Raw genomic sequence first — 23,965 nt, forward strand, 5'->3', positions numbered from 1 at the left:
GCCGGAATGCCGCCGGCGGCCGGGACATCCGCGTAGGAATGAAAACCACACGCGACGGCCCTGCCGCCCCACCGCCGTTGCAGGCCGGGATCGGCGCTGCCCGCCGTTGACGGCCGTCGGCGTTCCGGGCTAGCCCAATGCAGGAGCCATGCGCCGGGACCACGCGGCCGTGCATTGGGCGTTTTGGAGCAAGAGGCATGACGAAACGGGACAGCTTGAAGGCGCGCCTGCGGCAGGCCGAGGCGCTGCGCGAGGAGGGGCGCTTCGAGGCGGCGCTGGAGATCCTGGAGGCGGTGGCCGCCGACCCGGAGAACGGCGCGCTCGGCCCGGCCACCGTGCTCGGCCTGCCGCGGCCGCTGCACTCGGCCTTCCTCAAGGTGGCCAAGCGCCGGGGCGACCCGGTCGCCCGCATCGGCTACCAGCACACGCTCGTTCCGCCGCCGCGCCTGCTCGCGCCGTTCGGCCGCTTCACCTCCGGGGAACGCCGCGCGATCGCCGAGGCCGGCCGTAGGCCTGTCCCGCACCTGCTGCACCAGGTCTGGATCGGCACGGCCGCCCTGCCGGCGGCGACTGCCGCCTGGGCCGACCATGCCGCGCGGCACGGCTATGAATATCGTCTCTGGCGCGAGGCCGATCTCGCCGCACTCGGCATCGACGCCCATCCGGTCTTCGCCGCGATGCTGGCGGCCGGCGACCTGCCGGGCGCGGTCGACGTCGCCCGCTACCTGATCCTTCAGCGCTTCGGCGGCATCTATCTCGACTGCGACTGGTATCCCGCCCGCCGCGATATCCCCTTCCATGCGGTCCTGCCGCTCACCGGGCTTTCGGTTCTGGCGGAGGATATTCCGCGCGACACCGGCGCGGGCAGCCTGCTTCTCGCCAACTCCTTCATCGCCGCCCCCCCGGGCCATCCCGCCATCGGCCGCATCCTCGAAGCGCTTCCGCAGGCCGCGGCCGCCCTTCCGGGTGCGCCGGCCTGGTGGTCTACCGGCCCGCTGCTCTTCACCGTTGTCTGCCGCGGCGGCGCCGTCACGATCGCCGACGCCGCCCTCGTCGCCGGCACGCTCCCCCGCGGAGCGCCGGTCGAAGACGTGCTTGCGCTGTGCGAAGAAGCCGAACGCACCGACGGCGGCCTGCTGGTCGCCTGGAAGCCCTGGTAGGGGCGTCGATGCTCGTCGGTGCTGACGGGATGGATCGCGACGCTGCCGCAACCGTCCTTCTCCCCGCCTGCGGGGAGAAGGTGCCGGCAGGCGGATGAGGGGCGCCCCGCTGCCACCTTACGGCACGGAAAAGAACATGCCCCTCACCCCGCAAACGGGAAGGGAGAGGGGCGAAGCGCCGCTATCAAGCAAGGCCATGCGGCTGATGGAGTGGAGGACGGATGCAATCGGTGGGAATTTCCAGGCAGGTCCAGGATACCGTCTCGGCGCTTTCCGAACTTTTCGAAGATGCGCTTCTCGGCATCTATCTGCATGGCTCGGCAGTGCAGAGCCGGTTGCAGCCGCAAAGCGATGTCGACATCCTCGTGGTCGTCGCAGGACCGGTGACGGAACGCCAGCGCCGCGCCCTTGTGACTGCGCTTCTGCGCCTTTCAGGGCGTCATCCCCGTCGTGAGCCGGAGCCGAGATGTCTCGAGGTCATGGTGTTCGATTTCAACGGGCAAGGCATGCATCTCTATCCGGCGCAGGCGGAAATAGTCTATGGCGAGTGGCTTCGCGATGCGTTCGAGACCGGGGAGACAGCCGGCCCGGCGAGCGACCCCGAGAACACCATCGTCCTCGCGCAGGCGCGGGAAAATGCGATACCGCTGTTCGGTCCCGAAGCCGTCGAACTGCTCCCCGAAGTGTCGGCCGGTGCGATCCGCGCGGCCATGCGCGAGGGCCTTCCCGCCCTGCTGGACGGATTGCAGGGAGACGAGCGGAACGTCTTGCTGACGCTTGCCCGGATGTGGCGGACATCCGAACACGGCGACTTCGTCTCGAAGGATGCCGCCGCCGCCTGGGCCCGCCCACGGCTTCCAGGGCGGCATGCCTTGATCCTCGACCATGCGCGAAGGGCGTATCTCGGAGAGATCGTCGATACATGGACCGACAGGCAGGCGGCTGCGAGATCGGCTGCGGAACATATGCGCGGGCAGATCGCCCTTCTGCTTTGAGGCGCCCGCAGGGACGGCGGAGTGCTACCGAACTTCCACCCCGCTCACTGCACCAGCGCGCAGGCCGCCTCGTCGCGCAGGACGTCGATGCAGTCGGGCGAGCGGCGGAAGTCGTCGTAGTAGAGCGTCCACTGGCCGGCGCCGGCGGCGCGGTAGGGGCCGAACTTGAAGTACTGGTTCTCGCCGAGGCCGTGATCGTTGTGGCCGATGAAGCCCTTGGCGGTGACGATCCACTGGCCGTTGGCGAAGAGCTCGACGCGCCCGTCGCCGTCCGGACCGGGATGGGAATAGACGGCGAAGTCGATCCAGCCGGAATCGGGGGTCGGCAGCGGGTTTCCGTGACTGGTCAGGATCAGCTTGTCGGTGCAGCCGGGAAAGACCCCGCCGTCTTCCACGGGCCGCCATTGGTCGTCATGAGCGATGAGCGAGCGCATCTGGTTGGCCTCCGGGCGCAGCCAGACCGGCGCCTGGCCGCCCGCGCAGGTGGCGACGCCGCCCTCCGTGGTGGCCTCGGTTCCCGGCTGGTAATTGCTCTCGATCGTGGCGAACAGCCGGCCGTTGTCGAGCCGCAGCGCCAGGAACGGGCTGAAGTCGCCCTCGGCATCCGGGCCGATCTCGCGCTTCCACTGCGCGATCAGGTAGCGGTGGTCGTCCTGCGGGATCGGATCGCCGAACTTCACCGCAAAGCCGAACCAGACGCCCTTGTCATAGGGCACCCGCAGCGCCGTCTCCTCCCAGATCTCCGCCCTCTCGCTGCAACCCTCGCTGTCGGGCTTGCACAGCGGGCGGACGCTGAGTTCCAGCGCGCCGGTGCCGACCTTCTTCTCCACGCTCTGGAAGGTCGCCGTGCCCGCCTTCTGCTCGGCATTCTTGCGATAGTAGAGGCCGCCGGTCTCGGCAAAACCGGTGCCGTCGAAGCCGTCGTGCAGCTTGCGCGAGGCGGCGTCCTCGGCCGTCGCGGGAACGGCCGCGCCGAGAAGGACGGAAACGGCAATGAGGCGGCGGATGAGGGGCAAGGTCATGGCGGGCTCTCTGTTTGGGCGCTTCGGGCGGGCTCTCTGGCGGACTTTCTGGCGGACGCATGGCGGGCCGGACAGCACACAACTAGCGTAAAAATGGTTTTCGGCCTATCAATTTCGCGCGAGGATCGCTTCCGGATTTCAAGGCGTTAGCGCGGCTGCGGCTGTCACGGCGGCTTCCCTTCGGCGCCCGATGGCTCTAAACCGTGGGACATGAAGATCGCCTTCCATGCGCCGCTGAAATCGCCGGACCATCCCGTTCCCTCGGGGGATCGGCTGATGGCGCGGCTCCTGATCGAGGCGCTGGCACAAGCGGGCCACGAGGTGACGGTCGCCTCGCACCTGCGCAGCTTCTCCTCCGACCCGGACGGCGCGGGGAGGGCGGCCATCGAGCAGGCGGCGCGCGCGGAGGTCGCGCGGCTGACGGCGCTCTGGCAGGCTGGGGGGGCACCGGATGCCTGGTTCTGCTACCACCCCTATTACAAGGCCCCCGACCTGATCGGCCCGGAACTCGCCCGCCGCTTCGGCTTCGCCTATGTCACCGCCGAAGCCTCCTATTCGGCGCGCCGCAACCAGGGCCAGTGGGCGGAAAACCAGCGGCGGCTGGCGCAGACGATCGGTGCGGCGGCGGTCAACATCTGCCTGACCCGCCGCGACCGCGACGGCCTCGCCGCCGCCATCCCGGACGGGCGCACGGCGCTGCTGCAGCCCTTCATCGACCCGTCGCCCTTCGTGGCCGCGGAGCCGGCCCCGCAGCCGCATGCGCTCGTCACCGTCGCGATGATGCGGCCCGGCGACAAGATGGAGAGCTACTGCATGCTGGCGGCAGCGCTCTTGCGCCTGCAGCACGTGCCGTGGACCCTTTCGGTCGCAGGCGACGGCGCGCTGCGCGGCGAGGTCGAGGCGCTGTTTTCGGCGGTGGAAGGCGGGCGGATCGTCTGGCACGGCGAGCGCGGCACGGCCGGGATCGCGGACCTCCTGGTCACGTCCGCCGTCTATGCCTGGCCCGGCACCGGCGAGGCCTACGGGCTCGCCTATCTGGAGGCGCAGGCGGCCGGCCTGCCGGTCGTGGCCCAGGCGACAGCCGGCGTGCCGGAGGTGGTCCGCCACGGCGTCACCGGGCTGCTCACGCCGCCGGGCGACGTGGGCGCCTATGCCGCGGCGCTGGAGCGGATGCTGACGGAGGATGCGATGCGGCAGGACATGGCCCGTGCCGCCCGGCGCTTCGTCGTCGAGGAATGCTCGCTCGCGCGCGCCTCCCAGCGCCTCGACGATATCCTGCGCCGGCATGTGGGGGGACGCACATGACAGATCGCATGACCGATGCAGGGATGACGGATGCCGCATGGGCGCCGCTGGAGAGGGAACTCGACCGCTGGGCGCGCGCCGGGCGGGTCGCGCGTTTCTGGCTTCGCGACGACGACGCGGTGGAGCCGACGGCGGCGCTCGAACAGCTGCTGGCCCTGTCGGCCGGTCATGCCGTGCCGGTGGCGCTGGCGGTCATCCCCGCCTTCACCGGCGCAGCACTCGCCCGCCGACTTGCCGCAGCCCCCGATGTCGAAGTCGCCGTGCATGGCTGGTCACACGAGAATTTCGCCCCGCCGGACCAGAAGAAGCAGGAACTCGGGCCCCATCGGCCGGCCGACGTCGTGCTCGCCTCGCTGCAGCGCGGCGTCACGACCCTGGCGAACCTCTTCGGCCCCCGCTTCGTGCCGGTGCTGGTGCCGCCGTGGAACCGTATCGATCCCGCGCTCGTGCCCCGTCTCGGCGGCATCGGCTTCCGCGCGCTGTCGGTCTTCGGCCCGGAAAAAAGCCTCGGCCTGCCCGCGGTCAACACCCATGTCGACGTGATCGACTGGCACGGCACGCGCGGCGGCCGGGACACCGGCGTTCTCGTCGGCGAAATGGTGGCGCGGCTGAAGGCGATCGAAAACGATAACGAGAACGGTGAGGGCACGCTCGGCCTTCTCACCCATCACCTTGTCCATGACGAGGCGGTCTGGCGCTTTCTGGACGGTCTGTTTGCACGGACGGCAAGGCATCCGGCCTGCCGGTGGGTCCGGCTCTCCGAGATTGTCGGATAGGCGCGCCCTGGTGCAAGCGTGCCGAAATCGGCTTACGCGTCGATTGCGACCAGTTCCAGCACCTGCCCGTCGCGGGCGGAAAAGGCGTTCGGGAATTCGGCCGCGGCCTGCCGGTCGATCTCCTGCAACTCGGCGTCGGTGCGCCAGGGGGCGTGGTGCATGAAGGCGACGGCCTTGGCGTTGGCGGCCCGGGCGAGGCGGACGGCCTGCTGCCAGGTGGAGTGGCCGTAGCCTTTGAACGTCTCCATTTCCGCATCGACATAGCAGGCGTCGTAGATGAAGAGGTCCGCGTCCCGGATCAGCTTCAGCACTTCCGCGTCGAGGACGCCGGGCTCGTGTTCGGTATCGGTGATCATCGCCACCGCGCGGCCGCCCCATTCGACCCGGTAGCCGATCGCGCCGCCCGGATGGTTCAGCTTGCCGGTCTGGACGGTGATGTCCTCGCGCGGCGCGAGCACGTCGCCGGCGTGGAAATCGCCGTAGTTCAGGTGCGCGCGGCACACCTTGGGCCCGACGGGGAACCACGGCGGGCTCATGAATTCCTGCACCATCTGGCAGGTGGACATCTGGCCGGCAAGGTGCCCGGACCAGATCTTCACGTCACAGTCGGGGTTGTAGAGCGGCTTGAAATAGGGAAGGCCGATGATGTGGTCGTAGTGACAGTGGCTGAAGAAGAGGTCGACCTTCTTCGTCCCTTCGGCCTTCATCGCAAAGCCCGCGGGCGTGATGCCGGAGCCGGCGTCGAACAGCAGGACCTCGTCGCCGCAGCGCATCTCGATGCAGACCGTGTTGCCGCCGTAGCGGCTGAACTCTTCGCCGGAAACCGGAATGCTGCCGCGCGTGCCCCAGAACTTGACCGACAGCACGCCCTTTGCGCCGTTACTCTGCCGGAGCTGGCGGGGCCCTGCGGTCTTCTGGTTCGAATGCGGCGGCCTTCCAATCATGTTCATGTCTGCCTGACCTCTTCCAGTTCGCCCGGCAAGGCGAAAGTCCTAGAGTGCCGGATGCTCGACCCGGCCCTTCGCGCCTCGGTCATCCCCGCGTCCGACACACATTATATGGTGCGTCGGAGCGAGGTTTTTGACCCCGCGCAAATCGGGACCGGAATATCGGGTCCATTCGAGCATTCGTCACACTAACCTTCCATAGTTTCCGGTTGTACCCGAGGTACGGTCGGTCTCCCAAGCGTAGCGAATATGAAACTGTTTTGCGAGGACGAAGTTCGCACGCGGGATTTATGCCTTTCCGGGGCCGAAACCGCGTCCCGCGCGTCCTTCTCCGGCCTCCCTCTGAAACGCACGACTTCGAAAAACGTTCCAGGCCTGCCGGAGCGCGCCTGGCGCCCGGTTCTCGCATGCGCAACTGGGGCGGAAAATGCGTCAGTCGGATTTCCTTGCGCGGGCCCGCTCGTCGGTGAGTTCCATCGTCGTGCGGCTCAGGCGGCTTGCCAGTTCCCGCATGATCTCGATGGTCATCTCGGGGAAGTCGGTCAGAAGCTTGAGGAAGTGGTCCTTGCTGATACGCAGGGCTTCGAGGTTGGTGCTGGCCTTGACCGTGGCCGTTCGCGAGACGTCGCAGAGGATGGCGATCTCGCCGACGATCGAGTTGTTCTCCACCTCGGCGACCTTGATCTGCCCGCCGGGCGCTTCCACCAGGATATCGGCGCGGCCGGTGAGGATGACATAGGCCGCATCGCCGTTGTCGCCCTGCCGGAACAGCATCTCGCCGGCGGCGTAGTGCACCCTGTCCGAGGTGAAGGCGAGAAGCTTCAGCTTCGTCGGATCCACGCCCGAAAACAGCGGCACCCGCCGCAACATCTGTACCTCGTCTTTCAAAAGCATCGTCTTCGTCCGTCCCCTCGGTCGTCTGGCATTTTAGCCATATTATGACATTATGACACCAATTCCCTGAATGTCGCGTTGTCCGCAAGTTCGGCGTGCTTGCCGTCGCCGACGAGCCGTCCCTTGTCGAAGATCAGCACCCGGTCGAACAGGTCGGTGAGGGTCGTGTTGGTCAGCACCCAGATGATCGAGACGTCCTTGTCGTTGTTGTCGCGCACCAGGGTCAGGACATTGCGGCAGATCTGCTCCTGGGTGCGCCCGTCGAGCGCCGGCAGCGGCCGGTTGAAGATGTAGTAGTCCGACCGGCGCAGCAGCGCGCGGGCGAGGTTCAGCTTCTGGCGCTGCACCTGGGTGAGCCTGCGTCCGCCGGCCCCGAGGTTGAATTCCAGGCCGATCGACAGCACCTGGTCGTAGAGGCCGGGCTCGCTGAGGAGCTCGATCACCATGGTGCGCACTCGCTCCGGCCCGTCGGCGTGGCGGTGGCTGACGCGGCCGAACAGCACGTTGTCCAACAGGCTGGCGGACGCCATGTAGCTGTGCGGATCGTAGCGGTCGATCGCGCCCTTCAGGCTCTCCGGCAGTCCTTCGTGGAAGGCGAGCCGGACCTCGACGATCGTCTTCATCAAGTCGTCGGTCAGAAGACCGAAGCGGTGCCGCGGCTCGATATAGGCGAAGCTGAGGCGGATGATGTTGTGCTTGTCCTCGTCGGTCGTCTCGGCGAAATCCTTGCCCTTCAGCTTCTGCAGAAGCTGCTGGTACATCGGGATGTCGTCGGGCGTCATGAAGGTCAGCTGCTGGAAGAACGGATGATCCGGCGGCAGGCCGGCGAAGAGCTCGACGGCGTTCTCGGCGATCTCGTAGCCCATCTGGTAGAGCTTGCGGTCGAGGCCGGCGCGACCCACCACCTCGCGGAAATAGGCGTTGCGGCCGATCGCCCGGCCGACCAGTTGCTCGCCGAGGGCGGTGCCGAACAGGAGGTTCTCGCCGACGGTGGCCTCGATGTTGTAGCGGTCCGGCTCGAACGGCACGACGAGGTTGGAAAGCCCCGCCTTGTCGAGTTCCTCGCGGAAGGTGTTGCGCAGCTTGACGATATGGGTCGTCAGTTCCTCGTGGGTGTGCGGATCGACTGCCGAGCGCAGCGCCAGCTCGAGGATGTCCTTGGTGAGGTAGACGCTGTCGAGCACGGAGACGACCGAGGGGAACAGATCTTCGGGCCCGGTGGCGCCGGCGGCCTCGTAGTCGATCCAGTCGCTCTCGATGTCGTGGTCCGGATTGCCGGCCATCCGTGCCTCGCTCACCTCCCATTTGCGGAAGTTGGCATGGGCGTCCTCGTATTCCGGCTCGCGCAGCGGCGCGTGCTTGAGGCTGTAGAGCAGGTTGTCGCGCAGCGTGCCAAAGAAGAAATAGGCGTCCGAGGAGACATAGGTGATGCGCCGTCCGACGACGGATTCGGGCAGGCCGAACAGGTCGGCGTCGCCGATCGCGATGCGCCCGCTCTCCGGCCATACCGAGCGGCCGATCGCTTCGGCGAGCGCGTCGCCGCCCGCAGCCGCGCCGCCGATGATGGCGGCATATTCGCCGCGCGGGAATTGCACCGAGACGTGCTCGACCGTGTGCGCGCCGCTGTCGTCGGCAAGCGTCAGGTTGGCGACGGCGAGCGCGCCGGCCAGCGGCGCGGCCTTGTCGGTCGACAGTTCCTGCAGCGCGGGATCGATGAGGCTGTCGACCTTGAACTGCTCGACCACCTGATTGTACTTCACCTGCACGTCCTGGCGCGCCTGGTCCCAGTCGATCAGTTCCTTCAGCGGGCCGGGCAGGTCCTTGTAGGCGGCGATGACGGCCACGAGCTGGCCGATGTCCAGCCGGCCCTGCAGCGCGAGATAGCCACCGATCAGGTAGAACAGGAACGGCGTGACGGAGGCGAGGAAGTTGTTGATGAACTTGACCAGGAATTTCCACTGGTAGAGGTCGTAGCGGATCTTGAAGATCCGCCCGAGCCGGGCGGCGATGTCGGCGCGCTCGAAGTTCGAGGTGTCGTAGGCGTGCATCGTATTGACGCCCTCGACGATCTCGCTGACGCGACCGGCAAGCTCCCGCGCCGTCAGCTGCCGCTCGCGGCCGAGCACCAGGAGCCGCCGGCGCATGCGCGGGATCAGCACCGCCTGCACGGCGACGATGATGCCCGCGATCATGCCGAGCCAGACGTTCTGGACGAAGATGAAGAACAGCGCGGTGGCTGCCTGGCCGCCGAGCAGCGCCGGCGCCACGAAGGCGTCGCCGGTGAAGCCGCCCATCGGCTCCACTTCGTCCTTGATCATGCTGGCGATTTCGGCGCCCTTGATGCGCTTGAACTGGGAGGGCGGGAAGCGCAGCACGCGGTCGACCAGCTCGAAGCGGATGCGGCGCAGCAGCCGCTCGCCGAGGCGGCCCTTGTAGGTATTGATGTAGAGCTTGAACAGGCCGTTGACGACCACGAGCGCGAGAAACACCATGCTCAGCGCGATCAGCATCTGCAGCCGGTTCAGCTCGATGCCGGGGAAGAACACGACGTTGCCGAAGACGGGCAGGGCGAACTCGATTCGCATGAACAGCTGGCGCGCCGCCTCGCCCTCGAAGCCCTGGCCCTGGATCGGCCCGTTGACGATCTGCTTGGGCAGGTCGAACGAGAGGAAATAGGGGATCATCGAGGCGGCGACGACGAGCAGGATCCACAGCTGCTGCGGCCGCGTGTGTGTCCAGATGTAGTGGGTTAGGCCTTTTTCCATGAACCGATCAGACCGTAGAGATAACGGGGACCCGGACGCTTCGAACCCCGTGGGGCAGGGAATTCGCATCCGTATTGAATGAGCGACGCGCCATGGCGACGTCGAACTGCGATATAGTCATTATCGGCGCTCCAGAAAAGGCCGGCCCGCCAGGCACGGACCGGTTTCATCGCCCGAATGTTCGTTTGTTCCTCCGCCGCAGGCACGCGACGCGATTGTTGCCTCGATGATGCAGTGAAGATCGTTTTGGCATTGATTGCAAGGCCGTAGGCGGAGATTGCAACGTCAGGGGCACAGAAATCACAGGTGGCATCGGCTGCCGTATTCGCCGCAGACCCGGCGGCGGCGTCAGAGCGCGGCGCTGTCCTGGGCGAGCCTTGAGACCGCGGCGCCGGCGACGAGACGGCGCAGCAGCGCCACCGTCCTGGCCGCCCCGTCGAGATCGAGCGGCGGCATCGGCTGCGCCGGGCTGTCGAGCGCCGCCCCGATTGCCTCGGTCAGGCTCTGAGGCGTCAGCGCCCGCTCTGCCACGACGCGCGCGAGTCCGCGCTTTTCCAGCCGCATCGCCCTTGCCGTCTGCTCGGTCTCGCCGCCGGCCGTGAACGGCACGAAGACGGCGCGGCAGCCGGCCCGCAGGATGTCGCAGACGGTGTTGTAGCCCGCCTGCGAGACCGACAGGCGCGCCGCCGTCAGGAGGCTCGGGAAATCGGTGCGGAAGCGCACGACGGAGACGTTATCCGGTGCTGCCTCCACAGCGGCGTCGAAGGCCGCCTGCGGCAGGTTGGGCCCGGCGATGACGCACCAGCGCAGCGCCTGCGGCAGCGTGCGGGCGGCGGCGATGGCCGCCTCGTTCAGCGCCGCGCCGACGGCGCCGCCGCCGGCCGAGACGAGGATGTCGAAGCGCTCGGCCGCAGGCTGCGGCGGCGGGGCGGCGACGAGCCCGGTATAGATCACCTTGTCGGCGATCTGCGCGGCCAGCGGAAAGCTGTCGTCGATGCGGGCGAAACCCGGATCGCCATGGACGAGGACGGCGTCGAAGCGGTCGCGGACCAGCGCCACGCTCTCCTCGTCGCGGCCGGGCTTGGCGCGCTCCTGCAGGATGTCGCGCAGCGAGGAGAGCACGATCGGCCTTTTCTCCATCGCGGCAATCTCGTCCAGCAGCGGGATCAGTTCGAAGCGGACCTGGCGGCGGCCGAAGGGGAAGGCCTCGATGACGACGACATCGGGCTTTGCCGCGCGGAAGGCTGCAAGCAGCATCTCCCGCCGCCTCTCCTTGAAGGCGTCATCGACCGGGTTGCCGTCGAGGTCGGCGAGGCCGGAAAAGCCGGCGTCGCCCGCAACCACCGCCGGCAGTTCGACATGGCGGATGCCGGGGCCGGGAAAGCTGGCGACCGGCGTGCCGCCGGTGACCATGGTGACGTCGAATCCGTCCCCGGCAAGGGCCTGCGAGATCCGGCTGGCGCGGGCGAGGTGGCCGATGCCGAGCAGATGCTGGACATAGAAGAAGACGCGCGGCGCCCTGCCTTCTTTCCCCTCCATCAGGCGGCCCGCCATTCGTTCTCGAACAGGTCCTTCAGCTGGCGGATGCTGACGTGATGGTCGAATTCGGAGCGCACGCGCCGCTCGGCGGCCTCGCCGAGCCTTTGCCGGAGCGCCGGGTCGCGGACCAGCCGTTCGATCGCGGCCGCCAGCGCCTGCGGGTCCTCCGGCGGAACGACCAGGCCGTTCACCCCGTCCTGCAGCAGTTCGGGAATGCCGGAGATATTGGTGGAGACGCAGACGAGCCGCTGGCTCGACGCCTCCACCAGAACGTTCGGCAGCCCGTCGCGGTCGCCGTCGGCGGTGATGCGGCAGGCGAGTGCGAACAGGTCCGCCTGGCGGTAGAGCTCCAGCACGTCCTTCTGGTCCGTCGCGCCCTGCCAGGTGATGCGGTCGGCGATGCCGAGCTTCTGCGAAAGCGCCTTCAGCTGCGGCAGGTTCGCACCGCCGCCGATATGGACGAAGCGCCAGGAAAGATCGGCCGGCAGCAGCGTCAGCGCCTTGAGCAGGATGTCGTAGCCCTTCTTGTCCACCGCGCGGCCGACGCTGATGATCTTCACCGGGTCGCCGGGATCGGAGCCGTCGCGCGCCGAATGGCTGCCGGCAAAGGGGCCGAAGCGGTCGAGGTCGAGCCCGTGATAGGACAGGTGCACGTGGTTCCTGCCGTTGGCGAGCCCGCGCAGCCGGTCGAAGCCGGTCTGGTTGCAGGTCACCGTCCAGCGCGTGTCCGAGAGCTTGCCGGCCAGTTCCCAGTCCGGCGAGGTCCAGATGTCCTTGGCATGCGCCGAGCAGGTCCAGGGAATGCCGTTCATCAGGCTCGCATAGCGCGCGACCGATGCGGGCGTGTGGATGAAATGCGCGTGCAGCCAGTCCGCTCCGTCAGGCCATTCGGCGCAGAGCACGGCGGCCTGGCCGAACCGGCGGATCCGGTTGGGCGTCGGGTCGCGGCGGAGGTCCCTGAGGAAGGCGCGCAGCGCCGCGCCGAATCCGGGAAGCCGGCGGCACGCCGACAGCCCGCGCAGGACCCGCAGCGGCTCCTGGTAGAGATATTCGGGAAGGTAATGCACCGGCGCCCTGATCTCGTCATGGACCGGATGGCGCTTGGCATCGGTCGGATGGCGCATCGAGATCAGCGTCAGGTCGAAGCCGGCGCGCTCCAGGCCCAAAAGTTCCTGTGCGATGAAAGTCTCCGAAAGGCGCGGGTAGCCCTTCAGGACGACGACGATTTTCTTGTTCGGTGTCAATGCGATGTCAGCCTTTTACGACGGTCAGCTGCGCGCCGGTCTCCTCCAGCAGATCGCTGACGATCTGGGAGATGTTGCGCAGGCCCTCAAGCCTCAGCGCCTGCGAGGTCTGCGACGGCGGCGGCCGGTGGACCAGTTCCCTCAGTGCCTTCGCCATCACCGGCGGCAGGCAGGATTCCTCCGACGACAGCATGCTGACCAGCCCCAGTTCGGCGGCGCGGGTGGCGCGGATCAGCTGTTCCTCGCGCGGGTTGACGCGCGGCACGATCAGCGCCGGCTTGTCGAAGGAGAGGATCTCGCAATAGGTGTTGTAGCCGCCCATCGCCACCACGGCCTTGGCGCCGGCGATCAGCTCTTCCATCCGGTTGTCGAACTCGATCACCTCGACATAGGGGATCTTCGCGCCCTTCTTCAGGAGCTTCTGGCGCTGCTCGCCGGGCATGTAGGGGCCGAGCACGATCAGCGCCCTGTGCGTCAGGTCAGGGTCTTCCTTGTAGGCGTGCAGCACGTCGTGGATCAGCGAGGCGCCGTCGCCGCCGCCGCCCGTCGTCACCAGGATGTAGTCGCCCTTGGGCCGGTGCTCCGGCCCGGGCTCGTGCGAGACGCTGCGCTGCAGGAAGCCGACGAAATCCATGCGCCCGCGTACCTGCGAGGGCACGTCGAGCCCGATCAGCGGATCGTAGAAATCCGGTGGCCCGTAGACCCAGACACGGTCGTAGTAGCGGCCGATCTTGCGCATCACGTCGTGGCGCTTCCACTCGGCGTCGAGCAGGTGCGGCGCGTCCATGACGTCGCGCAGGCCGAGCACCAGCGTCGTGCCGCAGGCCTTCAGATAGGCGAGCGTGTCCTCGACCTCGCCGCGCAGGCCCATCGGCTCCTTGTCGACGATGAAGATGTCCGGCTGGAAGCTTTCGGCGGTGTGGCGGATGATCGCCTGCCGCATCTTCAGCGTTTCCTGCAGGTCGATGTGCTGCTCCATCGACGTGTACTCGCCGTTGCGCAGCTTGATGACGCTGGGGATCTTCACGAAATCCACGCGGGCGCGATAGTCGAAGGCGCCGGCGATCGGCGATCCGGAGATGATGAGGATGTTCAGCCCGCGGAAATCCTCGACCAGCGAATGGGCGATCGCACGGCAACGCCGAAGGTGGCCAAGACCGAACGTGTCATGGCTGTACATCAGAATTCGGGCGTCTTCCAGCCGTCGCGTCATCGCGCAGTGCTCATCGTACGGGTCAAGCGACCGAACTCTCCAATCCCGATATCCATGGCATATTTTCTCGTCACTTGTAAGGGTCGGCAGCGTCGCGCAACCCGTCCCCGAGGAAGTTGAAGGCGAGGATGACAAGTATGACGGGTATCATCGGATACAAGAGCCAGGGATAAAAAGCGATCACGCTGACGCTTCGCGCTTCCGTGAGCAGGATGCCCCAGCTCGTGATCGGGGGCCTGAGACCAAGCCCCAGGAAGCTCAGCGCGGTCTCGCCGAGGATCATCCCGGGGATGGAAATCGTGGCGCTGGCGATCAGGTGCGACATGAAGCCGGGGACGAGATGGCGGCCGATGATGCGGCTGCTCTTCGCCCCCATCAGCTGCGCGGCCAGCACGTAGTCCTCCTCGCGCAGCGCCAGAAGCTTCGAGCGGACGGCGCGCGCGAGCCCCGTCCAGTCGAGCAGGCCGAGAATGACTGTGATGCCGAGATAGACCAGGATCGGACTCCAGCTCACCGGCATGATCGCCGCGAGCGCCATCCACAGCGGAATGCTGGGTATTGATTGCAATACCTCGATGACGCGCTGCACCATGAGGTCGAGATAGCCGCCGTGATAACCGGCGAGGCCGCCGATGACAATGCCGAGCGTGAAGCTGACAGCGATGCCGATCAGGCCGATGGTCAGCGAGATCCGCGCGCCGTAGATGATGCGCGAAAGCACGTCGCGGCCGAGCCGGTCGGTGCCGAGCGCGAAGAACTGGCCGTCCTTGGCCGGGCAGACGAGGTGGAAGCTCGCCTCCCACAGCCCCCAGAATTTATAGGGGTCGCCGGAGCAGAAGAAGCGCAGCCGCTGCACGTCGGCGGTGTTGTCGCTGTAGACCCGGCGCAGCGTCTCCATGTCGAGCTGCATGGTCCGGCCATAGACGAACGGGCCGACCAGCTGGCCGTCGTGGAACAGCCGCACCCGCTGCGGCGGCGAATGGATGAAATCCATGTTGCGCGTATGCAGGTTGTAGGGTGCCAGGAATTCCGCGACGACGATCGCAAGGTACAGTGCCAGCAGGAAGATGCCGGAGACCAGCGCGATCCTGTGCTTCTTGAACTTCCACCACATCAGCCTGAGTTGCGAGGCCTGGTAGATCTTCGCCTGGCCGGCGGTCATCGCCTCCACCGAATAGGGATCGAAGGGGGCGGTGGAGACGTAGTGGGGAAGCGGCGCGCCGGGCGGGGGAAGGGGGGCCGTCATTTGGTGCTCCCGCCCTGCAGCCGGATGCGCGGATCGAGGAAGGCGAGCGCGATGTCGGACACGAGCACGCCGATGACGGTGAGGAAGGCGAGGAACATCAGGAACGAGCCGGCGAGATACATGTCCTGGCTCTGCAGCGCCTTGATCAGCATCGGCCCGGTGGTCTCGAGCGACAGCACGATGGCGGTGATCTCGGCGCCGGAGATGATCTGCGGCAGGATCGAGCCGATGTCGGAGATGAAGAAATTGAGCGACATGCGCAGCGGGTATTTGACGAGCGCGCGGAACGGGTTCATGCCCTTGGCGCGCGCCGTCACCACATACTGTTTCTGCAGCTCGTCCAGAAGGTTGGCCCTGAGCCGCCGCACCATGCCGGCCGTGCCCGCCGTGCCGATGATGATGACGGGGATCCACAGGTGTTCGAGGATCGACTTGGCCTTGGCCCAGCTCATCGGCTCGTTCAGGTATTTCTGGTCCATCAGGTGGCCAATCGAGGTGCCGAACCAGATGTTGGCGAAATACATCAGGATCAGCGCCAGGATGAAGTTCGGCACCGCGAGCCCGAGCAGCCCGAGGAAGGTCAGCCCGTAGTCGCCCCAGCTATACTGGTGGGTGGCCGAGTAGATGCCGATCGGAAAGGCGATGATCCAGGTGACGAGGATCGTCACGAAGGAGACGAGCACCGTCAGCCATAATCGGTCCCCGACCACGTCGGACACGGGCAGCTGGTATTCGAACGAGTAGCCGAAATCGCCGTGCAGCATGCCGCCGACCCAGTGCAGGTAGCGGATCGGCGCCGGCTGGTCGAAACCGTAGCGCTCGCGCAGCGCCTCGATCTCCTCCATGTCGGCGGCCTCGCCCATGGCGCGCAGCTCGGCGACGTAGCTCTCGAAGTAGTCGCCGGGCGGCAGCTCGATGATGGTGAAGACGAGCATCGAGATCAGAAGCAGCGTCGGCACCATGACGGCGATGCGCCAGAAGATGTATCTCAGCATCGATCAGGCGCTCCTGTCGAACCAGAAGGTGTCGGGCAGGTAGACGCCCAGGAAGGCGGTGGGATCGAAGCCATAGAGCCCTTCCTTGGGAACGTTCTGCATCTTCCTGGAGTGGACGACGGGCTGCAGCGTGCCGTTGACGATGCCGATGGAGAAGACCTGCTGGGTGTAGATCGACAGCATCTCGGTCCAGATGCCGGTCCGCTCCTCAGTCGAGGTCGAGCGCTTCCACTGCCGCATCAGCTTCACGAGTTCTGCCGCCTCCGGCAGGTCGGGCGCCTCGCCCTTCTGCTGGGCCGAAAGGTAGTGCAGGCCCCAGACCGGCCACTGCAACTGCTCGTCGCCGGTCGGCGCCAGGGCCGAAGGCGACATGTCGGCGGTCGGAATGCCGTTGTCGATGCCCTGCTGCACCGAGATCATGATCTCGCCGCCCAGCGCCCGGCTCCTGAAGACGTCGCGCTGCGAGGTGCGCACGTGCAGCGCCAGCCCCACCTGACGCCAGTGGTCGGTGACCAGTTCCAGCACGTCGGTCTCCAGCGTGCTCTCGCCGGCGGACTCGACGATGAGGCTGGCGGGCCGTCCGTCCGGCAGAAGCCGCACGCCGTCGCTCTTGCGCTCGGTCAGGCCGGCCTCGTCGAGCAGCTTGTCGGCGAGGTCCGGATCGAACTGCGCCCAGGCGTGCTGGTACTCGGGCTTGAACAGCGGGCTCTGCGGCAGGATCGTGTCGGCGCTTTCGCGGGCGAGCCCGAAGAAGCTCGCCTTGTTGATCTCCTCGCGGTCGATCGCCACCGACAGCGCCCGGCGGAAGCGCACGTCGCGGAACAGCCCGCGCCAGACCTTGTCGCCGCAATTGAGATTGGGCAGGAGCGCGACGCGCGAGCCCTGCGTCCGCTCCCAGAGGTTGACCGTGACCGGATAGCGATGCTCGGCGTCCTTGAGGAAGGTATAGTCGGCAAAATCGAGGCCGACGGACTGCAGGTCGGTCTCGCCGGCGCCGGCCTTGGCGGGGATGATGCCCGAGGCCGAGACGTTGAGGACGACCTTGTCCATGTAGGGCAGCTGCTGGCCGGTCTCGTCGACCCGGTGGAAGAACGGGTTGCGCTCGAAGATGAACTGCTCGGCCGGCGGCGCGATCAGGTTGCGCCACGGATCGAGCGTCGGAAGATCGGGGTTCTCCGGCCGGTAGGTGCGCGAGCGGTTGATGTGCACGCTCGTCCAGTCGTCCTCGCCTTCCTTCTCGATGATCTTCTTCAGCGCATCGGCGTCGGCATATTTCGGATGGAACTGCTTCATGTAGTGCGCCGGCAGCGCCAGCGTCAGCGGCTGCGGCGAGGCGAGCTTCAGCAGGAATTCCGGGTTGGGATTGTCCCACTCGTAGCGCACCGTCAGGGGATCGACCACCGTGAAGCGCGGCGGCTTCAGGTACGACAGGAGATCGAGCGGCAGCCCGCGCGGCCGCATCTCCTTGTTGTTGAGCACGTCCTCCCAGTAATAGGCGAAATCGTCGACCGTGAACGGGTGGCCGTCCGACCAGCGGTGGCCCTCGCGCAGCTTGAAGGTGTAGATGCGGTTGTCGACCTGCTCGAAGCTTTCCAGGATGTCCGGCTGCAGCACGAGATGCTCGTCGAAGCCGACGAGCCGCGCATAGCCGTTGATGGTCATCAGGCGGATGTCCTTCTGGCCGCCGATGATCGTCCGCGCCGTCCCGCCATACTGGCCGGGCTTGCGGCCCATGGCGGCGAGATTGACGACGCGCGGCACCTTGGGCAGCCGCTCGGCCATCGCCGGCAGGGTGCCGTCGGCGAGCTTTTCTTTCAGGAACTCCGGTTCCTGAAGGGCGAGCGTCGCCCGGGCCCGCGAGGGGGCCAGTGCGGCGGGAAGGCAGGTGGCGGCAAGCATGCCGAGGGCGGTTCGACGCGTGATCACGGGCGTAGCTCTCTCACATCCGCGTTGCTACGGGCGAGCACGAGATGGCCTTCGCCGAGATCGGCGGTTGCCAGGCCGTGTCCGTCGTCGTCCTGGCGGAACGGAGCGGACCAGTTCCGCATGTCGCTGGCGTTCGCCGTCTTGAGCGTCGAAAAGTCCAGCGGCCGGTCGAGGTCCGGGAAGGGCACGGCGGCCAGGAGCGATTTCGTATAGGGGTGAACGGGCGCCCGCATGAGGATTTCACGCGGTGCGAGTTCGACGATCCGTCCTGCGCACATGACCGCGATCCGGTCGGCCATATAATCGACGACCGCCAGATTGTGCGAAATGAACAGGTAGGTCAAGCCGAGGTCCTTCTGCAGGTCCTTCAGCAGGTTGAGGATCTGCGCCTGTACCGAGACGTCGAGCGCGGAGACCGGTTCGTCGCAGATCAGAAGCTCCGGCCCGAGCGCCAGCGCCCTAGCGATCCCGATCCTCTGGCGCTGGCCGCCGGAGAAGGAATGCGGATAGCGGTTGAGGTAGCGCCGGTTCAGCCCGATCACCTCCATCAGCGCGCTCACCGTCTCCAGCCGCGACTTCGGCGTGCCGCGCTTGTGGATCTCCAGCGGCTCGGAGAGGATGTTCTGCACCGTCATGCGCGGCGACAGCGAGGAGACCGGATCCTGGAACACCATCTGGATCTTGCCGCGCAGTTTCTGCAACGCGTCCCCTTCGGCGCCGAGCACGTCCACCGGCCCGTTGCGGTCGTGGAAGATGATCGAGCCGGAATCCGGCGTCACCGCCCGCATCAGCATCTTGCTGACGGTGGTCTTGCCGCAGCCGCTCTCGCCGACGAGCCCCAGGCATTCGCCGCGGCGGATGTCGAAGCTGACGCCGTCGACCGCGCGCACCGGCGCCTCGTCCGGGCGGCGGAACAACCCGGTCTTGCGGATCTTGTAGGACTTGGTGACGTCGCGCACGGAGAGCAGGATCTCCGGTCCCGGCTCCTTGCCCCGGTCCTCCGAGACGCCGAGCAGATGCGAGGCATTGACCGGCACCTCGCGCAGCGCCTTCAGCCGTTCGCCGGGCTTCATGTCGAAATGCGGCACGGCCGCCATCAGGCCCTTGAGGTAGGGGTGGCCGGGACGGCGGAAGATGTCCTCCACCGGGCCGGCCTCCATGATCTCGCCGTGGTAGATCACCACCACCTCGTCGGCGACGTTGGCGACGACGCCGAGATCGTGGGTGATCAGGAGCATCGCCATGTTGAATTCCTGCTGCAGGTCCTTCAGCAGCCGCAGGATCTGTGCCTGGATCGTGACGTCGAGCGCGGTCGTCGGCTCGTCGGCGATCAAAAGTGCCGGCCGGCAGATCAGCGCCAGCGCGATCATCGCGCGCTGGCGCATGCCGCCCGAAAGCTCGAAGGGATACATCTTGAAGGCGCGCTCGGGGCGGGTGAAGCCGACCATGCGCAGCATCTCAATCGTGCGCTCCTGGCGCTCGTCCCTCGACATGTCCTCGTGGATGGTGAGCACCTCGCTCACCTGGTCGCCGATCGTGTGCAGCGGCGACAGCGAGGTCATCGGCTCCTGGAAGATCTTGCCGATGCGCCGGCCGCGGATGGCGCGAATGTCCGGCCCGTCCGGCGACAGCTGCAGCATGTCGGTCTCGGTGCCGGTCAGCGGATCGTTGAACAGGATCCGGCCGCTGGCCGAGGCCGCTTTCGGCAGGATGCGCATGATCGACTGGCTGATGACGGACTTGCCCGAGCCGCTTTCGCCGACGAGCGCCGTCACCCTGCCGGGCAACACCCGCAGGTTGGCCTTCTTCACGGCGTCGATCTGGCCCCCGAGCATTGCAAACGAGATGCTGAGATCTTCTATCCGTAACAGATCCGCCCCTGAGATCATGTCCGGAGTTTCCTTTGGTTACTAAATGTGCCTGTCCCGATCGCAGGCACACTAGCGGAGCGCCCGCAGCCTGTCCATGGGATTTGGAAACGCCGTGCCAGTGCCGTCGCGGGACAGAAACGTATTCAAAATCAGATGGTTGCGGGCCGGCCCGGAGCGCCCGCGGCGCTGTAGGCGGCAAGCGTCCGGGGTTCCAGTACATCTTTTGCGCGCATCGAGCGCCGGAAGTTGTCGAAATAGAGCGTCCATTCGCCGGCGGCGGCGGAGCGGTAGGGACCGAACTTGAAATACTGGTGGGCGCCGAGCCCGGCATCGTCATGGCCGATGTCGCCGCGGACGGTCACCACCCAGCGGCCGTTGGCGAAAAGTTCGATCTGGCCGCTGCCGTCAAGTCCCGGCCGCGTCATCACGGCGAAGTCGATCCAGCCGCTGTCGGGCGCGGGCAGGCGGTTGCCGCGGTCGGTCACGACGATGCGGCCGGTGCGGGCGGAAAACAGCGACCCGTCGCCATCGCCCCAGCCGTCGTCGGTTGCGACCAGCGCCCGCATCTGGCCGGCGTCCCGGCGCAGCCAGGCGGGTGTCGCGGCAGGTCTGTCGGGGGTGGCGAGGTCGGCGGGGTGCAGCGTCGTCTCCACCGTGGCGAACAGGCGGCCGCGCACGAGGCGGAGCGCCAGGAACGGGCTGTAGTCGCCGCGCGCGGACGGGCCGATCTCGCGCTTCCACTGCGCGATCAGGTGGCGATGGTCGGCCTGCGGTATCGGCTCGCCGAACCGCACGGAGAAGCCGTACCAGACGGCGCGCTCGTAGGGGACGCGGAGAGCGGTGCGCTCCCAGACCTCCGCCCGCTCGCTGCCGTGGCGCCCGGGAACTGCGGCCGGGCGCACGCCAAGCTTCAGCGCGCCGGGGCTGCCGCGGGTCACCTCGCGCTGGAACTCGTAGAAGCCGGCCCGTTGCTCGGCGTTGCGGCGATAGTAGAGGCCACCTGCGGGAGAGAAGTCGTCGCCCTCGAAGCCATCGGCCAGCGCCGCCTCGAAGGCGGGTTTCGGGCCGGCCCCGCGGCCTCGCGCAGAGCCGTCGGCCATGTCAGTTGAGCCCGCGCGACAGGAGCGGGATGCGCGGCCGGTGGTCCGGATTGGAGCGCGCGTCGCGATAGAGCAGCATGACCTGCTCGGCCTCCGAGCGCGCGTCGCGGCCCTCGCCGTCGAGCGCCTCGGCCTGGTCGAGCTGCAGGTTGGTCTGGCCGGGCAGGAGCACCGTCAGCTTCTGGCGAACGCCGCGCAGCTTCTCCTCGCCGAGCGTGACCCATTCGCCGCCGGAATAGGTGGCAAACGTCTGGCTGGCGACGATCGGCTTGGAGTATTTCTTCGTCAGTCCCTGCAGCCGCTGGACCTCGTTGACCGCCGAGCCGAAGGCGGAGAAGGTCAGGCGGTCCCGCAGGCCGACATTGCCGAACATGACGTTGCCGACGTGCAGGCCGATGCCGTAGCGGATATCGGCCAGCCCCTGCTTGTTGCGGCGGGCGTTGAGCTCGTTCATCCGCATGGTGGCATGGCGGACGGCGGTCATGGCGTTCTGGGCGGCGACCTGCGAGGGCTCGCGGTGCCGGCCGCAGGGGTAGACGGCCAGGAAGCCGTCGCCGATGAAGGAGAGGATCTCGCCGCCGTTGCGGTTGAAGGGCGTGGCGATCGCGTCGAAGAAATCGTTGAGCGTGTCGATATAGGCCTGCCGGCCCTCCTTCTCCGCCAGCACGGTCGACTGGCGCATGTCGGCCATGACGAGGGCGGCGCGGATGGTCTCGCCGTCGCCGCGCCGGATCTGGCCCGACAGCACCCGCCTGCCGGCATTGCCGCCGAGATAGGTCAAAAGCATGTTGTCGGCGAGCTTGCCGAGCACGGCCATCTTGGCGGCGACCGCAAGGCTGTTCTGCACCTTCAGCAGCGCCTCGACCACGGTGTCGCTGAAGCCGCCGGGGGCATCGGTCGACCACGAGCCGACCATGCCCTGGCCGGGCGATTCCCCGAAGGACTGGACGAAGGCCAGATAGTCGGTGGCGCCGATCTTCTTCAGGTCGTCGAAGATCGGAAATTCCGACGGGGTCTTCGGATCGATGCGGCGGCGCAGGTGATCGAGGCTGTTGTTGAGCAGGTAGTAATAGGGGCTGAGCAGGAAGCGCGAGGGCTCTTCGTTCTCGCCGTCCGCCCGGAAGCCCTCGACCGTCACGCCCTGTCCGCGCATCCAGGTGAAACCGAGCGCATCGTAGAGCGGGTGCAGCATCGAAAAGCTCAGGTGGACCCGCACCAGCGGCAGGCCGGCGGCGGCAAGCCGCTCGCAGAAGCCGGAGACGATGTATTCCAGGCTCTCGCCCCCGAGCGCCGCCGTCTTCAGCCAGGACGAGACGCGATCGAGGAGGATATTGGATACGTCGGCAGGGCGCGTGTTCATCTTTTGTCCTTGTCGATTTGAAGCCGCGGGCTTCGCTCGGCGGGCGTCGTGCGGCCGAACCGGCGAACGCGGCCCGGAGCGCCAGATATAGGCAAGCGATCGTGGCAAAACCAGAAGTCGCGGCGAAGATTTGTGCCGGCCGGGCGGGAGATGGACTGCGTCGGCGGCTCCGGCTCGCCTTGACGCCGCGCCGATTTGCGCCCAATTGTCCCAGTCTCGACCGAAAGGGTACAACGCATTGACCTTGCTTTCTTCTTCCGCCGAAAGCCTGATGGCGGCGATTGCCGAACGGCGCGCGCGCACCGGCGTCATCGGGCTCGGCTATGTCGGCCTGCCGCTGGCGATCACGATTGCGCGAAACGGATTTGACGTCACCGGCTTCGACATCGACCCGGCGAAGATCACCGCCCTCGACGCGCACCGTTCCTATATCGACGCGGTGCCGGACGCCGCCCTGAAGGCCGAAAGCGAGGCCGGCCGGTTCCGCTCGACCACCGATTTTTCCGCGCTCGCCTCCTGCGACGTGATCGTGATCTGCGTGCCGACGCCGCTGACGAAGCAGCGCGAGCCGGACATGTCCTACGTGACGCGGACCGCCGAGGCGGTGGCGCAGACGCTGCGGCCGGGCCAGCTGGTGGTGCTGGAATCGACCACCTGGCCGGGGACGACGGACGAGCTGGTGCGGCCGATCCTCGAGCGCGGCGGGCTGCGCTCGGGCGAGGATTTCTTCTTAGGGTTCTCGCCGGAGCGGGAGGACCCCGGCAACCGCGATTTCGAGACCGCGACCATTCCGAAGGTCGTGGCGGGCGCGGGCGAGGCGGCCTCGGCGCTGATGCAGGCCTTCTACGGTGCCGTGGTCAAGGCGGTCGTGCCGGTTTCCTCCAATGCCACGGCGGAGGCGGTGAAGCTGACGGAAAACGTCTTCCGCGCCGTCAACATCGCCCTCGTCAACGAGCTGAAGGTGCTCTACGACGCGATGGGCATCGACATCTGGGAGGTGGTCGAGGCGGCGAAGACGAAGCCGTTCGGCTACATGCCCTTCTATCCGGGGCCCGGCCTCGGCGGCCACTGCATCCCGATCGATCCCTTCTACCTGACCTGGAAATCGCGCGAGTTCGAACTGCCGACCCGCTTCATCGAGCTTGCCGGCGAGATCAACTCGGCGATGCCGCGCCATGTGGTCGGCAGGCTTGCCGAAGCGCTCGACATGCGGCTCGGCAAGGCCCTGAGCCGGGCGCGCGTGCTGGTGGTCGGGCTCGCCTACAAGAAGAACGTGCCCGACATCCGCGAGAGCCCGTCGCTGAAGCTGATCGAACTGATCCTGGAGCGCAAGGGGACGGTGGACTACCACGATCCCCACGTCGCCGAGGTGCCGCGCACCCGCGAATACATGGCGCTCATGGGCCGCCGCTCGGTGCCGCTCGACGAGGAAACCGTGCGCGGCTACGACGCGGTGCTGATCTCGACGGACCACGACGCGGTCGACTATGCAGCGCTCGCCCGCTGGGCACCGCTGGTGGTCGACACCCGCAACGCCTTTGCCCGCCGAGGCATCGACGGCGACACCATCGTCAAGGCATAGAGTTAGTGAAAGACAAGGGAAGACC

18 protein-coding genes are annotated in these 23,965 nt (G+C 67.1%); 5 read left to right on the top strand and 13 right to left on the bottom strand.

The window, feature by feature from the left end; genetic code table 11:
* The first annotated feature begins 197 nt into the window (after window positions 1-197).
* Both LQK81_RS02760 and LQK81_RS02765 read left to right on the top strand, forming a co-directional pair.
* The gene (locus LQK81_RS02760) at window positions 198-1,160 is read left to right on the top strand and encodes a glycosyltransferase family 32 protein (RefSeq protein WP_230803164.1); all 963 of its coding nucleotides are present in this window, start codon (window positions 198-200) and stop codon (window positions 1,158-1,160) included.
* Window positions 1,161-1,381: 221 nt separating this feature from the next.
* A complete protein-coding gene (locus LQK81_RS02765) occupies window positions 1,382-2,155 on the top strand; it encodes an aminoglycoside adenylyltransferase domain-containing protein (RefSeq protein WP_230803166.1) in 774 nt (257 codons plus the stop codon).
* Between the two features lie 44 nt (window positions 2,156-2,199).
* On the opposite strand, the gene LQK81_RS02770 is transcribed toward LQK81_RS02765, so the two are convergent.
* Window positions 2,200-3,177, bottom strand: coding sequence for a polysaccharide lyase (locus LQK81_RS02770; protein ID WP_230803167.1), 978 nt, complete (start codon window positions 3,175-3,177; stop codon window positions 2,200-2,202).
* A 210-nt stretch (window positions 3,178-3,387) separates the two neighbouring features.
* On the opposite strand from LQK81_RS02770, the gene LQK81_RS02775 reads away from it, so the two are divergent.
* Entirely contained in the window at window positions 3,388-4,482 is a 1,095-nt protein-coding gene (locus LQK81_RS02775; RefSeq protein WP_230803168.1) for a glycosyltransferase family 4 protein, read from the top strand.
* A complete protein-coding gene (locus LQK81_RS02780; protein ID WP_442967059.1) occupies window positions 4,479-5,258 on the top strand; it encodes a polysaccharide deacetylase family protein in 780 nt (259 codons plus the stop codon). Before LQK81_RS02775 ends, LQK81_RS02780 begins: the two co-directional genes overlap by 4 nt.
* A 32-nt stretch (window positions 5,259-5,290) precedes the next feature.
* On the opposite strand, the gene LQK81_RS02785 is transcribed toward LQK81_RS02780, so the two are convergent.
* The 12 genes from LQK81_RS02785 to LQK81_RS02840 all read right to left on the bottom strand — a co-directional run bounded on the left by LQK81_RS02785 (window position 5,291) and on the right by LQK81_RS02840 (window position 22,358).
* Complete coding sequence (locus tag LQK81_RS02785) at window positions 5,291-6,208, bottom strand: MBL fold metallo-hydrolase (RefSeq protein WP_230803170.1); 918 nt, start codon at window positions 6,206-6,208, stop codon at window positions 5,291-5,293.
* Window positions 6,209-6,637: 429 nt separating this feature from the next.
* Entirely contained in the window at window positions 6,638-7,099 is a 462-nt protein-coding gene (locus tag LQK81_RS02790; protein ID WP_230803172.1) for a cyclic nucleotide-binding domain-containing protein, read from the bottom strand.
* A 50-nt stretch (window positions 7,100-7,149) separates the two neighbouring features.
* A complete protein-coding gene (locus LQK81_RS02795) occupies window positions 7,150-9,864 on the bottom strand; it encodes an ABC transporter ATP-binding protein (protein WP_230803174.1) in 2,715 nt (904 codons plus the stop codon).
* A gap of 348 nt (window positions 9,865-10,212) precedes the next feature.
* Entirely contained in the window at window positions 10,213-11,403 is a 1,191-nt protein-coding gene (locus tag LQK81_RS02800; protein WP_230803175.1) for a glycosyltransferase family protein, read from the bottom strand.
* Entirely contained in the window at window positions 11,403-12,647 is a 1,245-nt protein-coding gene (locus tag LQK81_RS02805; protein ID WP_230803176.1) for a glycosyltransferase family 4 protein, read from the bottom strand. Before LQK81_RS02805 ends, LQK81_RS02800 begins: the two co-directional genes overlap by 1 nt.
* A gap of 7 nt (window positions 12,648-12,654) precedes the next feature.
* The gene (locus tag LQK81_RS02810) at window positions 12,655-13,860 is read right to left on the bottom strand and encodes a glycosyltransferase family protein (protein WP_230803177.1); all 1,206 of its coding nucleotides are present in this window, start codon (window positions 13,858-13,860) and stop codon (window positions 12,655-12,657) included.
* A gap of 70 nt (window positions 13,861-13,930) precedes the next feature.
* The gene (locus LQK81_RS02815) at window positions 13,931-15,106 is read right to left on the bottom strand and encodes an ABC transporter permease (RefSeq protein ID WP_230803182.1); all 1,176 of its coding nucleotides are present in this window, start codon (window positions 15,104-15,106) and stop codon (window positions 13,931-13,933) included.
* Window positions 15,103-16,101: an ABC transporter permease gene (locus LQK81_RS02820; protein ID WP_230803183.1), complete on the bottom strand. Its 999-nt coding sequence runs from the start codon at window positions 16,099-16,101 to the stop codon at window positions 15,103-15,105. Before LQK81_RS02820 ends, LQK81_RS02815 begins: the two co-directional genes overlap by 4 nt.
* 3 nt (window positions 16,102-16,104) lie before the next feature.
* Window positions 16,105-18,027, bottom strand: a complete 1,923-nt coding sequence (locus LQK81_RS02825) for an ABC transporter substrate-binding protein (RefSeq protein ID WP_230803184.1) — start codon at window positions 18,025-18,027, stop codon at window positions 16,105-16,107.
* The gene (locus tag LQK81_RS02830; protein WP_230803186.1) at window positions 18,024-19,916 is read right to left on the bottom strand and encodes an ABC transporter ATP-binding protein; all 1,893 of its coding nucleotides are present in this window, start codon (window positions 19,914-19,916) and stop codon (window positions 18,024-18,026) included. Before LQK81_RS02830 ends, LQK81_RS02825 begins: the two co-directional genes overlap by 4 nt.
* A 131-nt stretch (window positions 19,917-20,047) precedes the next feature.
* Window positions 20,048-20,998, bottom strand: coding sequence for a polysaccharide lyase (locus LQK81_RS02835; protein ID WP_230803188.1), 951 nt, complete (start codon window positions 20,996-20,998; stop codon window positions 20,048-20,050).
* 1 nt (window position 20,999) lies between these two features.
* Window positions 21,000-22,358: an adenylate/guanylate cyclase domain-containing protein gene (locus LQK81_RS02840; protein ID WP_230803190.1), complete on the bottom strand. Its 1,359-nt coding sequence runs from the start codon at window positions 22,356-22,358 to the stop codon at window positions 21,000-21,002.
* 271 nt (window positions 22,359-22,629) lie between these two features.
* On the opposite strand from LQK81_RS02840, the gene LQK81_RS02845 reads away from it, so the two are divergent.
* Complete coding sequence (locus LQK81_RS02845) at window positions 22,630-23,940, top strand: nucleotide sugar dehydrogenase (RefSeq protein ID WP_230804397.1); 1,311 nt, start codon at window positions 22,630-22,632, stop codon at window positions 23,938-23,940.
* Window positions 23,941-23,965: the final 25 nt, after the last annotated feature.

Source organism: Rhizobium sp. GN54 (assembly GCF_021026345.1).
Taxonomy (GTDB): domain Bacteria; phylum Pseudomonadota; class Alphaproteobacteria; order Rhizobiales; family Rhizobiaceae; genus Mycoplana.

Excerpts from the sequence above, each read along its gene's own strand:
- LQK81_RS02760 (WP_230803164.1), top strand. The coding sequence starts at position 198 with ATGACGAAACGGGACAGCTTGAAGGCGCGCCTGCGGCAGGCCGAGGCG.
- LQK81_RS02765 (WP_230803166.1), top strand. The coding sequence starts at position 1,382 with ATGCAATCGGTGGGAATTTCCAGGCAGGTCCAGGATACCGTCTCGGCG.
- LQK81_RS02770 (WP_230803167.1), bottom strand. The coding sequence starts at position 3,177 with ATGACCTTGCCCCTCATCCGCCGCCTCATTGCCGTTTCCGTCCTTCTC.
- LQK81_RS02775 (WP_230803168.1), top strand. The coding sequence starts at position 3,388 with ATGAAGATCGCCTTCCATGCGCCGCTGAAATCGCCGGACCATCCCGTT.
- LQK81_RS02780 (WP_442967059.1), top strand. The coding sequence starts at position 4,479 with ATGACAGATCGCATGACCGATGCAGGGATGACGGATGCCGCATGGGCG.
- LQK81_RS02785 (WP_230803170.1), bottom strand. The coding sequence starts at position 6,208 with ATGAACATGATTGGAAGGCCGCCGCATTCGAACCAGAAGACCGCAGGG.
- LQK81_RS02790 (WP_230803172.1), bottom strand. The coding sequence starts at position 7,099 with ATGCTTTTGAAAGACGAGGTACAGATGTTGCGGCGGGTGCCGCTGTTT.
- LQK81_RS02795 (WP_230803174.1), bottom strand. The coding sequence starts at position 9,864 with ATGGAAAAAGGCCTAACCCACTACATCTGGACACACACGCGGCCGCAG.
- LQK81_RS02800 (WP_230803175.1), bottom strand. The coding sequence starts at position 11,403 with ATGGAGGGGAAAGAAGGCAGGGCGCCGCGCGTCTTCTTCTATGTCCAG.
- LQK81_RS02810 (WP_230803177.1), bottom strand. The coding sequence starts at position 13,860 with ATGACGCGACGGCTGGAAGACGCCCGAATTCTGATGTACAGCCATGAC.
- LQK81_RS02815 (WP_230803182.1), bottom strand. The coding sequence starts at position 15,106 with ATGACGGCCCCCCTTCCCCCGCCCGGCGCGCCGCTTCCCCACTACGTC.
- LQK81_RS02820 (WP_230803183.1), bottom strand. The coding sequence starts at position 16,101 with ATGCTGAGATACATCTTCTGGCGCATCGCCGTCATGGTGCCGACGCTG.
- LQK81_RS02830 (WP_230803186.1), bottom strand. The coding sequence starts at position 19,916 with ATGATCTCAGGGGCGGATCTGTTACGGATAGAAGATCTCAGCATCTCG.
- LQK81_RS02835 (WP_230803188.1), bottom strand. The coding sequence starts at position 20,998 with ATGGCCGACGGCTCTGCGCGAGGCCGCGGGGCCGGCCCGAAACCCGCC.
- LQK81_RS02840 (WP_230803190.1), bottom strand. The coding sequence starts at position 22,358 with ATGAACACGCGCCCTGCCGACGTATCCAATATCCTCCTCGATCGCGTC.
- LQK81_RS02845 (WP_230804397.1), top strand. The coding sequence starts at position 22,630 with ATGGCGGCGATTGCCGAACGGCGCGCGCGCACCGGCGTCATCGGGCTC.